The sequence below is a fragment of the Saccharospirillaceae bacterium genome, assembly GCA_022448365.1.
Lineage (GTDB): Bacteria > Pseudomonadota > Gammaproteobacteria > Pseudomonadales > Oceanobacteraceae > Bacterioplanoides.
The window spans coordinates 496,307-512,339 of sequence record JAKVCS010000001.1; the positions used below are offsets into that span (position 1 = coordinate 496,307).

Genomic DNA, 16,033 nt, shown 5'->3' on the forward strand with positions numbered 1-16,033 from the left:
AAAGTTGCCAACAATGCATCCTTTTAGCATCGATTTGTTCCATAAATGGAACTAAAGATAGGGCATATCAGGTCAGATTGAATGCAAAGCCGGGCACTCTACACTATTAATATTTATAACAACAGATAGCCGCTTGACTGACAGCTGGCTATTACGCGCCAACTGCAGTCCTTTAGTGGGATTAATCAGGGGAGAATTCGTCAGGCATCGGTACTGACTATTGAGCGAATCGGACTGTGCTGACGCCGGATCGTTATGCTTCTGCGATTACCACCGCTCGCAACGGCGCTGGATAACCTTCGGCGGTTTTATTGGTATCAGCCGGATCAAGAAAGTCTTTCAGCGAATTGTATTGCATCCATTCAGTGCTGCGCTGTTCATCGAGCGAAGTCTGGTTTAAATCCACCACTCGCGCATTTTTAAAACCAATGCGGCGACACCAGAGCAATAACGTTTCGGTTGATGGCAGAAACCAAACGTTGCGCATCATGGCATATCGGTCTTCCGGCATCAGCGTATCGCCCAAACCCCCGTCGATCACCAGGGTTTCCAACACCAGTTCACCGCCGGGTCGCAATGCATCCTTTAATTCCTGCAAATGCTCTAGCGGCGACTTACGGTGATACAGGACGCCCATGGAGAAGACGGTATCAAACGCTTTTAACCGAGGCGGTACGTCTTCCATTTTTAATGGCAATAAGTCAGCCCGTACCGGTTCAGATTGAGTGGACTGCAAATACCGCTTCATCGCCTGAAACTGCATCAGAAACAAACGGGATGGGTCCACACCAACAACACGATAAGCGCCCTCACCTAACATGCGCCACATGTGGTAGCCAGAGCCACAACCAACGTCCAGCACGACCCGGTTTTTTAAGGACGATAAATGCGGAAGAACCCGCTCCCACTTCCAGTCCGAACGCCACTCGGTATCGATGTGCGTGGCGAAGAACTGAAACGGACCTTTACGCCAGGGCATCAATCCCTTTAAGCCGTCCAGTACTTGCTGCTGTTGCTGGTCGTTGATGGCTTCGCTGGATAAACGCAAGTCATGAGCGGTTAATTCAGCAGACACACCAGCAACCACTGGCAAGCTGTTCAGTGCCTTCAGCCAACGTGGCTGATCACCGTGTTCCTTAGCGACCAGGATCTCCTGCAGTTGTTGTGGCAATACATCGGCCCAGGGAGCCAATTTACCTTCACGCATGAAATCGGTGAGTTCTTCGAACCAGGAGAGGATATTTTCACTCATGAAATACAACTATTTAACCGCTAAAAATGACACAAAATTAAAACACTGATACCAGCGGATGACGTTAGAGAAACCCGCCTGTTTTAATCGCTGGGTATGTGTGTCTTCGGTTTCCGGAAGTAACACATTTTCGATGGCAGCCCGCTTCTGCGCGATCTCTAAGTCGGAGTAGCCATTGGCGCGTTTAAAATCGTGATGCAGGTCGGTTTGCAGCTGTTGCTCGGTTGTGTCGAAACACAACTTCTCCGACAAAATCAGCGCACCACCCGGATTGGTTGACGCCGCCACGTGCGTTAATAAATCCAGTCGCTGATCCAGTGGAATAAACTGCAGCACAAAATTAAGCGCCGTCACCGAGGCGTTGTTCATTGGGTAAGAACAGATATCGTCACACACCAGATCAACGTCAATCGGTGAATCGTCCAGTGCCACGTAATGACCCGCGCGCTCCAGCATCGAAGCTGAATTGTCGATACCCACCACACGGCAGTTCTTTAATTCAGGCTTGCCATCAACACCATGACGCATCGCCAGGGTAACCGCCCCCAGAGAACAGCCTAAATCGTACAGGTTTGAGTTGGGCTGCGCATAGCGACCAGCGATCACACCTGACATGGCAACCGTTTCCGCATAGCCCGGCACCGAGCGTTTAATCATATCCGGGAATACCCGCGCAACCGCACCATCAAATGCAAAGTTGGCCACTTCGCCGTGGTCTGCCTGATAGATACGGTCAGTATCCTGTTCGATATCGGGTTTTTGCGGAGTCATAACGATTTGCGATTCAAATTTGAGGCGCGCATTCTATCAGAAGCCAGCACGATGCAGCACATTTCAAGCTACCAGCGTTGAAACGCACGGTCGTTTAAGTCATGGCTTGTCAGTTATGTCAGGGGTTACGGCTTCTCAACAATACCCGCCCAGGCCATTCTCAGGACAATTGATAGTGACATGGGCTTTTCTGTGAACGAGCTAAACCAATTCATCGTCAAGGCTGGTTGTCAGTGCCGCCTTGATATTGGCCATCATGGCTTCGCCAGCTTGACGCCCTTTAATGCCTTCGACCAGTTTTATACTCTGGCCATCGATCTCAGCGTAAAGCGCCATATACTCGGTTTTAACATGATCGTGCGCAGTGGAAGTCATGGTGGCTTTTAGTTGTAGTTGTGACGGTGAAGTTATCTTGCCATTACGCTGATACAACTGACGTCCGAATAAACTGCGGATAACCTGCACATGCCCATCTCGCAAAGACGTCTCCAGTTTGCGTCCAGACACAAATAATCCGTAGAAAAACATTCCCCAACCAGCCAAAACAAACGCCGAGGCCATAAACCACAGGCCGCCTCCTTGCCGCAGTGCTCCCTGAACCAGAAAGATACCGACGACGCCAAGGATAAAACCGAACACCAACAGCATGCCCCACATACCCTTGTTACGACCCGCCTCACTAATTAACGATATCGAGCCATCGGCCTCCGCTTCCATGGCAATTTGACGACTGACACTTTGCTGAGCTTCCTGCTGTTTCTCACGCTGCACCGTTTCCTGATGTTGTTTGGGAATATGTAACTGTGATGCTTGCATTTCGATGCCTAACTCATTGGCCAATTCCAACGACAAGAATGGAATATCCCAGGTTCGGGAAAATTCCATTAATTCTGCAATCTGGGTTCCCGGTACTTTGCGATTGGTTGTCACCTGACCCGTTGCTTTTAACTGCCAACGAATGGTACCGCGATGCTCGTTGCTGTCAGTACCCGGAACATCCGATGGGATATCAAACAAAAATACAACGCGCTGCTGCTCGCTGGTATCGGTATCGGTATCGGTATCGATAAAGGCTCGGGTGTCCTGCTGGTGAAGAACATCCGTATGATTAGTGCGATTATCGCCGCTTCCAGTGGTATACGAGTGCAAACAGGTAAGCCTGAGCGTCAAGCCGTTACGTGGCTTTGCCTGTAAGGGAAATGAGCCGCCAAACTCACGACCCACGATCACAAATTTAGGGTCCAGCTGTATCGGCGTAGCGCCAATCGCATCGTAAGCACTCTTACTTTTTCGACCAAAAGCGAATAACACGTAGCCCACAATTAAAAACAGCAGCGACATTACATTCAAAGAACCGCTGAACACCATGCCATAGATCGCCACCAGCAGCGCAGGGACGCTTATAAGACCGGCTGTAATATAGAATCCGAGATGAGAGCTTTTCTGATCACTGTAGATACCAGCCCCTTCAATTTCCGTCAAACGCTTGCGCACTGCGTTTTTTCTGAATGAAAGCCTGATAACCGAATAACCCACGATCCCGAATAAGAGTAACAGAGCAACGGCGACCATAATCTGGTCCATTACTCTGACTCCGGAAACTTCTTCCATTATGATGGTGAAAAACGGTACAGCCCCGGCCAGAAACAATGCGCCGCCAACAAGAATACGAGCGATACCCTTGGATTTTTTAATCATTTTACATCCTGAATTAGCGAATAAACGCACCACAGAGAAGCGTTCAGCCTACTGTGAGTAACGCATTATTTTAGTATACAAAGCTATCAATAAAAACCGTAACCGGGAGTGTCCATCCCGGCAATACTGGCAGCCATTACCTGCCTCACTGTTCAGGCCCTAACAAAGCGTGTCGAATTGCTTGTTCAATAAACTCAATCCGATCCTGCCCCCATAAGGTCATATTGTGATAGCGGAGGCTCGGCACTCCCCACTGTCCCTGCTGAATCATTTCTTCGCGATGGTCGTTAGCCCATTTATGCCAATCGGTACGCCAGCCCGGCTTGGTAAGAATTGCCTGAGCAGCAGACCACTCCAGGCCCGCACGCTCGACAATCATTTTTAAGCCCGCATCGGTTTCCGACAAAATACCCTCGGCATTGACACCACGGGCGTAGCTCAGCAAGTAATTGACCTCTTTCCCCAACTGACGAGCGTATTCGAATAACGCGTAACAACGTTCAACACCCAGACCCAGAGGATCTGCAACAAAGCCATAATCAATCCCGAATTTGTCTGCTTCACGCTTAGTATCAGAGAAGATATAAAACTTCTTGGTCGGTGGTACGTTCAGACCACGCATCATCATTGGTAAAACCGGTTTTACAATAACAGGAATATCGTAATGTCGAGCCAAAGTTACTGCCCGCTCCAGACCAAGATGAGAGTATGGGCTGCGGATGGAAAAATACAGAATCAAAGGCTGTTTTTTCTGTTCGTAATCAACATGTTTGGCATCGTACGGGCGACAGAAGTCAACGTAGGTTTTGTTAAATATGACATTGGCTGTTGCCGTATTTAATTTAAGACTATTTAACCGCCGCTCCAGATGATCCATACGATCCAGACCCCAATACCATTCCCCCTGAAAGTTGAGTGTTGCACTGAGGTAATGTCCTTTTTTCTGCAACAATTGCTCATTATCCGCCAACAGCTGTTTCTGCGCGTTCGTCAGACAGATTGATGCACGCAGATTGCCCAGCCAAAGATCGTCATAAACAGCAATAACCTGTTGCCAGTCGAGGGGCTTTCGTTGCAATTCCAGTAGCCTGGCGGTTGCCACTTCAACCTGAGCAATGGAAGGCGCTTCCAATGCCGGGGATGTTAATCCGTACAATTCGGCAAGGTAACCACTGTCCAGCACAGCATTGCTTTGCCACATTTCCGGCTCGGGGTACATAACATCCTGTAACGATGCAATTACCCGAAAGCGCCAGTTAACCGCAAAGCGCTGCTGTAGCGATGGCAATATCTGGACCAGTAGGTAGCAATATGGGTCGTTCGCGCGCAGCCAGACTTCCACCTCAGGCTGACCTGCCGTTAATGCCTGACGTACTTGCCAGCCACGGCGTTTCAGGTTCTTCAGGGTATGACTGCTGAGCAGACGGGCGCCATGTCTCTGGAGGCGTTTTTTTAACATCATAGAATTTTCGCTCGACATTTTTTGCGGCTTTCTGGCCACACAGGTCAACGGATCACTGGGCACAGCGGTGATCTTGTTATTTGTCGGTTATACTAACGGATTAGTCGGTTTTACGTGCAGTAGTTTCCAGTACTATGAATAAACGTCCGAGCAAGAGTGAAGTCCGCGATCAGATCAATTCTGAGGTCGAAGCATTTCTGCGAAAAGGCGGTCAGGTTACCGAGCTGTCTCGCGGCGAAACCGGCTTGATTAATGGCGCATACAACGACCGCTCACTGGGGTTCGAAAAACCCAAAGAGGAGCGAACTCCGGTTGATCACGTACTGCAAACCATTGACCAGCGCCGTCAGGACAAACGTAAACCCGCAGCGTCGAAACCCAAACGCAGGAAACCTCGCAAAAAAGTCATTTACGATGACTTTGGAGAACCCATCAGGATCATTTGGGAGGACTGAGATAGCCCTATGGAAGCTCACGTGATGCTGCTGCTGGCAGCGACCCTGTTTGGCTATGGATTATTAGCACAGAAGATTGATCAGGCCGATGTTACCGCACCGATGGTGTTTGTCCTGGCCGGGATCATTGCCGGCCCTATGGTTCTCGGCTGGGTGGATACGGAACTGTCCAACCCGGCCATCACACTACTGGCAGAGCTGACGCTGGCCATTGTTTTGTTCAGCGATGCCTCCCGGATACGTCTGAAAGATCTGATTCAGTTCGAACGCTATCCCATACGCCTGCTCGCCATCGGACTGCCATTAACCATTCTCTGCGGCGCACTACTGGCACACTGGCTACTGGGTGTTTCCTGGTTATTTGCCTTTATTCTGGCAACGATTCTGACACCAACCGATGCGGCGCTGGCACAGAGCGTGATGGATAAGAAAGACATCAAACGCGATTTGCGCCGTTCCATTAACGTAGAAAGTGGCTTAAACGATGGCATCGCGCTGCCACTGTTATTGATGCTACTGGCGTTCCTGACGCTGGCCAGCGACGAACACCTGGACGGTTTTTATTGGGCAGAAACCATCAGCTTACAACTGATATTGGGCACATTGAGTGGCATTGTGATCGGTCGTCTGGGGAGCTATCTGATCAATCGGGCACACAATAGCCATTGGATCTCCCCAATGTATCAGCGTTTATCATCCATCAGTTTGGCGATTGTTGCGTTCAGTCTTGCGGAAGTTCTGCACGGTAATGGCTTTATTGCTGTGTTCCTGGCTGGGCTGTTCTTACAGTCCCGTCATAAGTTAGTGATCGGGCGGATTAAGGAGTTTGGTGAGGCAGAAGGCCAGCTATTAACTCTGGCCGTGTTTTTTATCTTTGGTGCGGTATTCGTTCCGGTCGCCTGGGGAACTGTCACTATTGAGAGTGCTTTTTATGCCGTATTAAGCCTGACATTGATCCGCATGCTGCCGGTTTGGGTCAGTCTGATTGGGACCAAGCTGGCATTCAAAGCCAAAGCCTTTCTTGCCTGGTTCGGACCACGCGGTATTGCCAGTGTTCTTTATCTGTTACTGCTGCTGGAGCACACCACATTTCTGAAAGATGACATTAAAAAAGATACGGACCTTCAACTGTTGTACAGCACCGCGACCCTGACGATATTTATCAGTATCTTTGTACACGGCGCATCAACATCATTCTGGAATCGTCTGTTTAAAAAGCCTTAGTCGCTGTTTACAGTTTATCGAATAATGACAGGCGAGAAATCGTAACGTAACTTTGTTGCGCAGCCTCCAACACCACGGTCTGAAAACTCAAACGACTGGCTGCCTCAGCAAAATCAACATCGGATAGCTCTGACAGTACTTTCTTACTCACCAATTCGACGTCGGCGATGAGCTTTTCGTTATTCTCAACCACATTCAGGCGTGCACCAATTTTACTGCGGGTTTTCGATATTGATTCTTCAGAAAAACTGAGATTGTTCAGCGTATCTGATATCAGGTTATCAAGTATTTCTGAATCTGCCTGATTGTCTTGTAACGTATCGAGTCCTTCTGACAAGCGATACAGAGTATCGGTGATGCTCTGACGCGGTGATGATTTAATAATAAACTGATCACCCTGTTGAGGAATATCGTAGATTTTAAACTGTACACCTTCGGCTTCAATCGATGTACCGGCGTTATACGGCATCTTATCCAGCCCGTCTACGATGCGGTTGTCCGAGGCGCGACGAACACTAAAGGTTGATCTATTCGGCGTCACTGCATCATCCGGATTAAAAGTGATCACCAAATCGTCCGGATAGAATTCAGCGTATTTCTCTTTATCGCTGACAAATCCGGCACTGATTTTCGCGTCCCCCTGGTTGGCTGTACTGACCTGGGTACTGAAGGTATTCGCAATGGCTTTTACATCAACAAAAATGCCTTTACCACTGTCTCCGGTTGGAATTGTGGTGGAATCACTGATGGCAAGAAAACGCTGTCCTTCATCGCCTTTAAAGTCATACCGACCGTTTTCACCGCGTACAAATGGCTGTTCACTACCCCGGAATCCCGCGAAAATATATTCACCGCCGGCATCTTTAGTATTAAACAAATCCACCATGGCTTTTTCGATTTGTTTTACTTCGGCCGAGATTGCCTGGCGATCTTCGATGGTCAAACTGCCGCCACCGGCATTCACAGTCAGCTCTTTTAACCGTGCCAGGTTATCAGTTGCGGTCTTCAGCGTTGCTTCTTCCAGATTCAGACGGTTTTTAGCTGCCGTCATATTGCGTTTGTATTGGTCTTTCTGAGCAATATCCTGCTGTAATTGCAAAATCTTGGTAGAAGCAATTGGGTCATCTGCCGGTGTCAGCACCCGACGACCGGACGAAATCTGCTGCTGCGTTTTATTCACGCCCGTTTGACGATCGAGAATACCGTTAATGCCGTTCTGAAAGGTTTGTAGTGTAGAAATGCGCATATGCTTCCCCTATCGGAACGTCGCTATCAGAGTATCGAAAATTTCCTGTGCCGTTTTAATCACCTGAGCACTGGCGTTATACGCCAGCTGATGTTTAATCAGCGCGGCAGCTTCTTCATCCAGATTGACACCGGATTTACTGGTCACGGCTTGTTCAGAATTTCGTTGCAGTACTTCGCTGGAAGAACGATTGACCTCAGCCCTGCTGGTGATTGAACCAACCGTTTCCACCAGCCGCGAGTAGGCTTCGGTATAGTTAGTATTACCGCTCAACGTGTCCTGAGTTTTCAGGTCCGCCAACGCCACGCCGTTGCGGCTATCCGAGGTACCGTTTTCGTTGAAATCAACCGTAAATTCATCCCCTTGTTTTGCCAGGCCAGTAATCTCCAGATCAAAACCAAAATGTACCGGTTCGCCCTCTGGTTTAGCCGGGAACAGGTTATTACCCGGCGGCTCAATTTCCAGGCTGTAACCCGGTTCGGTAACCACCTTAAGCTGACCGCCCATGGTAATTTTATTCGAGCCATTCGGACCGGTACCATTCACATCCAGACGCGGCTGAAAACTGATTTGACCACGCTCGTTAATCTCTACATCAAGGTTACCGGCGTAGGTAAATCCGGCATTTTCCAGCTTATCTTTAATGCCATTAACCAGATCTGTACCTGAGTTGTAGCGCTCGTTTAATTCGATGGCGAATGTTCCCTGGCCAGGAATATCAAATTCGTAGGTATATGGGCCGTCATTTCTGAAATCAAAGCCACTGTTCTCAGTCAGTGCTTTTATCGGTAAGTTACCGGTTTCTTTTAATACGATGTCCTGGCCATTACTGACCGAAAAACCATCATTCGCATCACCCGTTACTTCCAGTGCAATGTCGTCGCCATTGAGCGCAATAATAGTCAATGTATCGCCATCTGAACGGGCAATAATTCCCTGATCACGAAAGTCAAAGTTGGCGTTAATCCGATCCGCCAGAAAATTGGGTGTCATTGGATCAGGAACATCGGTCGGGTAACCATCTTCGTACTTGGTTTGAGTGCTGCCCAACACATCGGTCATTTCAATACCGTTCACCGTTAAACCCACTTTCATAAAGCCGGTTGGTGATACTTCATTCTTAAAATCAGACAGCTGCACTGTGGTTCTTGCAGAAGCCTCAACGCCATCACGTTCACTCAACAGCTGAGCAATTTCTTTGGCCGACGCGTTCGCCGGTGTTAATAACGTAGGCTGCGTCACCTGCAGACCGGTCAACGGGTCCGTCTTGCTGATCATTACCCGCTCAGGAAAAAAGCCATTACCCGCGGAAACCGTCGCTGCAGGGAATGGTGGCTGATACGTGGGAGCCACCGGCAAATAACCACCAAAGCTGGTAAACGCTGTTTTTCCGGTATTCTCCGGTAAAATATTATTGGTGATGCCAGACACAAATGGTTGGTTCATCAATGGCGGAAACAACGGAATTGGATTTACCGGATCTGAGTTATCCAGCACATCGTAACTGGTTGGCGAGGTAAAGCGAATTATCAGCGGAGGGTCCATTTTCCCTTCATTCGACAGATACGATGTATTGGTGTCATACACCCTGCCCTGGGAAATGGTCGCGCTACCTTGGTTACCCGATGCCGACAAGGTTTTAATCGGGGTTGCCAAAGCCACCTGCTCAGGGCGTGTCAGATTCACTTCCATATCCCCAGCACCGCTGCGGGTTGGAAAAACACGGAACTGATCACCTTGCTGGAAGCTGCCCTCTTCGAAGCGAATCTCAAAACCTTCTACCTCAACGGTATCGGGTAATGCACCGCGCAGGGTATTTTTTAAAACAACTTCATTGTCGCTCATACGAACAACTTTGTAGGTCAGATCATCCGGGCCGGTAAACTCTACCCGATAATCGCTGGTCGTTAATTTACCAGCATCGGTAATATGCACTGAAACTTGACGATCATTCGGTTGGGCATTATTGCGATTACCAATAACGCGTTCATAGGTGCGTTGTGGTTCATTAATATTGGTAAAAAAATCCACACCTTTGCGGCTGTCGAAGTCGATACCCAGCTTGTGCTGCTCGTTAAATGTCTGATTAATAACCAGCGCCATACGGCCAAGGCCGTTAATACTTGGCTCAAGAACAGTTTTCCGAAAATCAAGCATGCCGCCGATTTCACCACCAGTCAGCTCTTCAGTGATATTCTGAACCGAATCACCATCCCGAAAAAATACCTCTACGCGGGTTGGATCTGTTTCACCCACCTCGGTAAACACTTCACGCGATTCATTACCAATCACCAACGCCTGCCCATTGCCAATAAACACGTTTACGCCGGCATTATCTTGCTGCACCACCTCGACTTTGACATGCACCGCCAGGCTTTGCAGCAACTGATCGCGTTGATCCAGCAAGTCATTTGGCTCATTGCCCTGAGCCGAAGCGGTAGCAAATTGAATTTGTTCATTTAATTCGGCAATGGCCTTACCGATGGTAGTAATTTCACCCGCAACGGCACCCAGTTGACCGTTCAGTACTTTATTCTGTTCATTCAGGCGATCATTAATGGTGGTAAAACGACTGATCAGACCTTTGGATTCACTCAGCAGTACCTCACGCGCAGGCAACGATGCAGGATCATCCACGGCACTTTGCAACGCGCCGAACATTTTCTCCAGACCGGGTTGAACCCCTGTACCCGGATCAGCCAACAGGCTGTCGATTTGTTTGGCATTTTCTGCCAGCGTTTTAAATTGATTAAAATTGGTCGTATCGCGGCGCAGTTGTTCGGTTAAAAACTGATCATGAATGCGATTAACAGAAGCGACGTTAACGCCACTGCCCACCCAAACACGGCCCTGGAATTGAGGGTCATTCTGATTAAATTCAACACGCTGGCGGCTGTATCCTTCCGTGCCGGCATTTGAAATATTCTGACCAGTAACCGTAAGTGCAGTTTTCTGAGCATTCAGACCGGAAATACCGATATTGAGTAAATTACCCATCGTTATTTTCTCCAGCCTGCATCTGCTGCAGCGCATTGGTCATAATAGCACCAGCAGAAATACGGTTAATTTTATGACCGTATGCCGGATCGGTGGCGTAACCGGCTTTCTGCAATTCATGACCATAGTGTTTACCGGTTAACCCCTGACCAACGGCATTTTCATAACGTTTGTTATCACTCAGGAAGCGTGCATAATCTGCCAGGCCGTCTGATAGTGATGCATAAGAACGAAACGAAGCTTTCTCGTTCATACGTACACCACCACGATATTCGTGGGTCATAATGTCTACTTTATCGCCATGCCAGCGCGAGTCGGCTTTAATACCAAAGAAGTTAAAACTATTATTGCCCTGCTGATCGCTGATCATGTGTTTGCCCCACCCGGTTTCCAGTGCTGCCTGGGCAACGATGGCTTTCGGGTCTACTTGCAACTGCTGACCAATCTTTTGTGCATGGGGATACAAAGCGGCAACAAACGCTTGTGGAGTGGCAAACTGTTGCCCTTTCACTCCCTCACCGCTCGCCGCTGTAATTACTGACGGCATGGCCACCGAAGGTACTGATCGCGTCGCAGTTGCCGTTGAAACGGCAGGCACATCCGACCTGTCTGCTTGCGCTGGGCGAGCTTCCCGCTCGGGCTCTTCAGCTGCGCTGGTGCCGAGCATATCGTTCACCTGTTCGATGGCTTTATTCAGACTGGAGTCGTGTCGACGTAACTGATCGTGATTCAATTCCGGCTTGTCCTGTTGCATACCGTAGTTGGCCAGCATCTGACGATGAATCACCTTGGCAAGCCCCGTGCCCTGGGAGCCGGAGAGTGACAAGGCGATCTGGTCATCGTACATTTTCTGATAGAAATCAGACTCAGACGAGCTGAACAGCGAGTCTTCTTTAAAGACCTGATTGGCCTGACGCATCGAAGACAACATCATATTCAGGAACATAGACTCAAACTGCTTCGCTACTTCCATAAGCGCCGCGTCTTTGTCGTCTTTTCCTAGCTGTCGAATACCCTGCAACGCATTGATGTCGGTATATACATTGGCAGCCTGATGTTGGCTTTGAATCATAACAATCACCTCTTTGCAGGAAATTGCAATTAGTTTGCCAGTTTTGGAGATTAAGCAGAGTTAAAATAAAAAACCCCATAATGTCGCCATTATGGGGTTTAAGAAGCGGTTGTCCGCTGACTAAAGTTTATGATTACCGGCAATGTTCTGGTATTGGGTCAATTTTTTCCGGCCATTCATATCCATCGCCAGTTCTTTCTGCTCCTGCTCCAACTCCTTTAACAAGGATTGTTCCTGTTGCAGCATATCCTCGAGAAAAAGCTGCTGCTCATTGGTAATATCGATCAGCGCACTCATTTCAGTAAACCACTCCTGCAACAGAGCATTGCGTTCGTCAATACGTTCACTGATACCATCGCGTACCCCTTGACGTACCAGCGCCTGAATTTCCAGCGACATGCCTTTCAGGCGTGCAAACATTTCATTGTTCATATCACAATTAGCTCCGCTTTTAACGCACCCGCTTGTTTCATTGCTTCCAGAATCGCCATTAAATCACCGGGAGCTGCACCCACTTCGTTGACCGCTCTGACGATACTGTCGAGTGAAACACCCGGACCAAATTTAAACATCCGGCTGTCGCCACCATCATCGATATTAATGTTCGTTTGTGGCACCACAACAGTATCACCCTCGGCAAGCGGATTGGGCTGCTCAACATTAAAATCTTCTGTGATGGTGACGACCAGATTTCCATGGGTGACGGCCACCGGATCAATCATGACATTCTGGCCCATCACGATCGTGCCGGTGCGCGAATTAATAATAATTTTTGCACGCTCTTTGCCAGTCTCAATCTCCAGGTTCTCGATAACCGACAAGTAACTGACCCGCTGAGTTGTATCTCTGGGAGCGCTGACACGAACAGACGTTGCATCAATAGCTTCCGCAGTTCCCGGCCCCAACAGTTCATTAATTTTTTCGACCATAGCGCGTGCGGTTGTAAAGTCAGCCTGATCAAGATTAAAAATCAAACTGTCTCCGCGGGCAAAGTTACTCGGTACAGCACGCTCAACCGTAGCACCGTTAGGAATACGACCAACACTGGGAACATTCACAGTAATTTTTGAACCATCATTACCTTCAGCGCCAAACCCGGCAACCACCAGATTACCCTGTGCAACCGCATAAATATTTCCGTCAGCGCCCTTCAGCGGTGTAAAAATGAGCGAACCACCTCGCAGGCTTTTGGCATTGCCCAACGACGAAACCGTGATATCAATGCGCTGGCCAGGTTTGGCAAATGCTGGCAGTTCTGTGGTCACTGTGACGGCCGCAACGTTGCGCAATTTAGGATCAACGCCCGGTGGCAAACTGATACCAAATTCAGTCATCATGTTACGAAATGTCTGAGTGGTAAACGGTGCTTTATCGCCGGTGCCATCCAGACCCACGACCAGCCCATAACCAATTAATTGATTGCTGCGTACTCCGGAAATAGAAGTGATGTCTTTGATACGCTCGGCATACCCTGACCCAGCGCTCAAACTCAGTAACAAGAAAAACAGTACTCTGAACATCTGCATCCCCTTAAAAAGGCCACCAGGGTGAATTAAAGATCCGGTCAGCCCAGCCGTGTTTGGTGGCATTGTTCAGTGAGCCACGACCACCAAATGAGATTCTTGCATCCGCTACTTTACTCGAAACTACGGTATTATCCGGCGTAATGTCCTGTGGCCGTATCATGCCGGTAATGCGGATGTATTCGTCACCTTCACTGATTGTCAGCCATTTTTCGCCACGAATTTTCAGTATGCCGTTAGGCAAGATATCCGCCACCGACACACTGATCAGACCGGTTAAACTGTTGGAACGATCGGCTTCACCTTTACCGGCAAATTTTCGTTCGTTTTTAAGATCAACACCCAGGTCCATATTACGAAAGCCGGGCACAGTACCCAATAGATTACCAGCGTTAGCGCTATTCTCAGATGACTTGTCCGACTTGGTTTCAGCCGACTTTTGCGACCGATACCGCTCATCAAAAATCACGGTAATAATGTCACCGATACGGCGTGCCTGCTGATCCGTAAAAAAGCCATTTGGATAACCCGCACTAAACAAAGACCCACTCACACTGGGTGGTGGCTGAAGGCTTTGGGCAGATACCGGGGCATAATCCGGGTCGTCCGGGTAGATGTCTTTTTCCAGCGGGACACTGGTGCAACCGATAAATAAAATACTGAGAGAAATTAATAAATATCGCATAACTACCTCACCGTAAAACTGAACGTTATACGTTCTGAGTCAGGAACTGCAGCATACCATCTGCAGCCGAAACAACTTTCGAATTCATTTCGTAAGAGCGTTGAACGGTAATCATTTTTACCAGTTCTTCCACCACTTCGACGTTGGATTTTTCCAGTGCACCCTGTTCAATATTGCCGAACCCTGCTTCATTAGGTACACCAGCCTGGGGGGCACCACTGGAAGCGGTTTCACGGAATAAGTTACCACCAGCCGCTTCCAATCCTGCTGGATTAATAAAATCGACCGTCTCTATCTGACCGAGCTGCTGTGGTGCCGGATCGCCGCTGATAGTAACTTGCACAATACCGTCTTTACTGACGGTCACTTTATTGGCTTGTTCCGGTACAGTAATCTGTGGTTCCAGTGGATACCCATTAACGTTCACCACCACACCTTCGTTGTTAATCTGAAAAGTACCATCACGGGTATAAGCGAGGTTGCCATCCGGCAAGGTAATCTGGAAGAAACCACGGCCATTTACCGCCAGATCGAGCGGCTGATCGGTTAACTCCAGCGAACCGGTGGTAAAGATTTTTTGTGTGCCAGCAGTACGAACACCGGTACCTAATTGCAACCCTGAGGGTAAGCGACTGTCTGCCGATGAGTTAGCGCCGGGCTGACGCTGGATCTGATAAAGCAAGTCTTCAAATACCGGACGATCTTTCTTGAAACCGGTAGTTGCGACGTTCGCCAGGTTATTTGATACCGTCGACAGTGCCAGATCCTGAGCTTCTAAGCCGGTTTTACTTACCCAAAGTGCTGGTAACATAATCTTATCCTCAAGCTTCTGGCGATTATTGCGCCGATAGAATTTGTGTAGTGGCCGATGAATTTTCATCCGCTTTTTTCATTAGTTTGACTTGCATTTCGTATTGGCGATTCAATGCAATCAGATCGGTGAGTTCTTTCACCGCATTCACATTGCTACCCTCAATAAAGCCGTTTGCTAATGTGATATTCGGATCAGCCGGAGCCTGAACCGTCGCCGGATCACGAAAACGAAACAAACCGTCTTCGCCTTTTTCCAGTAATTGTGGGTCCGGGTTGACTAATTTCAGTTGAACCGGTTCAGCAACCGCCGCCGGGGTTTCCCCCAGAGGCTGTACCGAAACAATACCGGCACGGCTGATTTCAATTTTTTCGTATTCCGGTAACACCACCGGTCCACCGTCACCAATCATTTGCAGACCATTACCGTTCACCAGACGACCGGCAGGATCAACGCTCATATCGCCAGCACGGGTGTAAGCTTCCTGACCATCTGGTCCCACCACCGCAAACCAACCAGCTCCTTCGATAGTGACATCCATGCGCCGACCAGTTTCAACCAGAGGTCCCTGGCGGAAGTCACTCGCCGGACGCTCGGTCATGGCGTAGGCGCGGCTTGGAAAATGATCGCCAAATACCCCCATGGCGCGGCTCTGCGTGTAATCAGAGCGAAAACCCGTGGTATTCACATTAGCGAGGTTATTTGCATGGGCACTCTGGCCGAGCGTATTTTGCTTGGCACCAGACATGGCAATGTAAAGAGCACGATCCATAACAACCTCGGAAAAATAGTACGTACCCGAGTTGTTGCAGGTGTCATGCCAAAGATATTAAATCT

At 48.8% G+C, this 16,033-nt stretch carries 14 protein-coding genes; 2 read left to right on the forward strand and 12 right to left on the reverse strand.

The window, feature by feature from the left end; translation table 11 throughout:
* Positions 1-253 precede the first annotated feature (253 nt).
* The 4 genes from cmoB to MK185_02270 form a co-directional block, all read right to left on the reverse strand.
* Positions 254-1,252, reverse strand: coding sequence for a tRNA 5-methoxyuridine(34)/uridine 5-oxyacetic acid(34) synthase CmoB (cmoB, locus tag MK185_02255; protein MCH2039443.1), 999 nt, complete (start codon positions 1,250-1,252; stop codon positions 254-256).
* A 9-nt stretch (positions 1,253-1,261) separates the two neighbouring features.
* Complete coding sequence (cmoA, locus tag MK185_02260; GenBank protein ID MCH2039444.1) at positions 1,262-2,023, reverse strand: carboxy-S-adenosyl-L-methionine synthase CmoA; 762 nt, start codon at positions 2,021-2,023, stop codon at positions 1,262-1,264.
* Positions 2,024-2,224: 201 nt separating this feature from the next.
* Positions 2,225-3,721 (reverse strand): hypothetical protein, encoded by a 1,497-nt coding sequence (locus tag MK185_02265; protein MCH2039445.1) that lies wholly within the window; start codon positions 3,719-3,721, stop codon positions 2,225-2,227.
* A gap of 145 nt (positions 3,722-3,866) precedes the next feature.
* Positions 3,867-5,183, reverse strand: coding sequence for a DsbA family protein (locus MK185_02270; GenBank protein ID MCH2039446.1), 1,317 nt, complete (start codon positions 5,181-5,183; stop codon positions 3,867-3,869).
* Between the two features lie 134 nt (positions 5,184-5,317).
* On the opposite strand from MK185_02270, the gene MK185_02275 reads away from it, so the two are divergent.
* Both MK185_02275 and MK185_02280 read left to right on the forward strand, forming a co-directional pair.
* Positions 5,318-5,638 (forward strand): hypothetical protein, encoded by a 321-nt coding sequence (locus MK185_02275; protein MCH2039447.1) that lies wholly within the window; start codon positions 5,318-5,320, stop codon positions 5,636-5,638.
* Between the two features lie 9 nt (positions 5,639-5,647).
* Positions 5,648-6,862 (forward strand): cation:proton antiporter, encoded by a 1,215-nt coding sequence (locus tag MK185_02280; GenBank protein MCH2039448.1) that lies wholly within the window; start codon positions 5,648-5,650, stop codon positions 6,860-6,862.
* 7 nt (positions 6,863-6,869) lie between these two features.
* On the opposite strand, the gene flgL is transcribed toward MK185_02280, so the two are convergent.
* From flgL to flgF, 8 genes are all read right to left on the reverse strand, one after another.
* Positions 6,870-8,108: a flagellar hook-associated protein FlgL gene (gene flgL, locus MK185_02285; GenBank protein MCH2039449.1), complete on the reverse strand. Its 1,239-nt coding sequence runs from the start codon at positions 8,106-8,108 to the stop codon at positions 6,870-6,872.
* 9 nt (positions 8,109-8,117) lie between these two features.
* Positions 8,118-11,105 carry a flagellar hook-associated protein FlgK gene (flgK, locus tag MK185_02290; protein MCH2039450.1) on the reverse strand — a complete coding sequence of 996 codons (2,988 nt, stop codon included), beginning with the start codon at positions 11,103-11,105 and terminating at the stop codon, positions 8,118-8,120.
* The gene (gene flgJ / locus MK185_02295) at positions 11,098-12,177 is read right to left on the reverse strand and encodes a flagellar assembly peptidoglycan hydrolase FlgJ (protein ID MCH2039451.1); all 1,080 of its coding nucleotides are present in this window, start codon (positions 12,175-12,177) and stop codon (positions 11,098-11,100) included. Before flgJ ends, flgK begins: the two co-directional genes overlap by 8 nt.
* A 120-nt stretch (positions 12,178-12,297) precedes the next feature.
* Positions 12,298-12,609 carry a hypothetical protein gene (locus MK185_02300; GenBank protein ID MCH2039452.1) on the reverse strand — a complete coding sequence of 104 codons (312 nt, stop codon included), beginning with the start codon at positions 12,607-12,609 and terminating at the stop codon, positions 12,298-12,300.
* Entirely contained in the window at positions 12,606-13,703 is a 1,098-nt protein-coding gene (locus MK185_02305) for a flagellar basal body P-ring protein FlgI (protein MCH2039453.1), read from the reverse strand. The genes MK185_02300 and MK185_02305 overlap by 4 nt, the downstream gene beginning before the upstream one ends.
* A 4-nt stretch (positions 13,704-13,707) precedes the next feature.
* Complete coding sequence (locus MK185_02310) at positions 13,708-14,385, reverse strand: flagellar basal body L-ring protein FlgH (protein ID MCH2039454.1); 678 nt, start codon at positions 14,383-14,385, stop codon at positions 13,708-13,710.
* A 25-nt stretch (positions 14,386-14,410) separates the two neighbouring features.
* Complete coding sequence (gene flgG / locus MK185_02315) at positions 14,411-15,196, reverse strand: flagellar basal-body rod protein FlgG (GenBank protein MCH2039455.1); 786 nt, start codon at positions 15,194-15,196, stop codon at positions 14,411-14,413.
* Positions 15,197-15,221: 25 nt separating this feature from the next.
* Positions 15,222-15,968, reverse strand: coding sequence for a flagellar basal-body rod protein FlgF (flgF, locus tag MK185_02320; protein ID MCH2039456.1), 747 nt, complete (start codon positions 15,966-15,968; stop codon positions 15,222-15,224).
* Between the last annotated feature and the right edge of the window lie 65 nt (positions 15,969-16,033).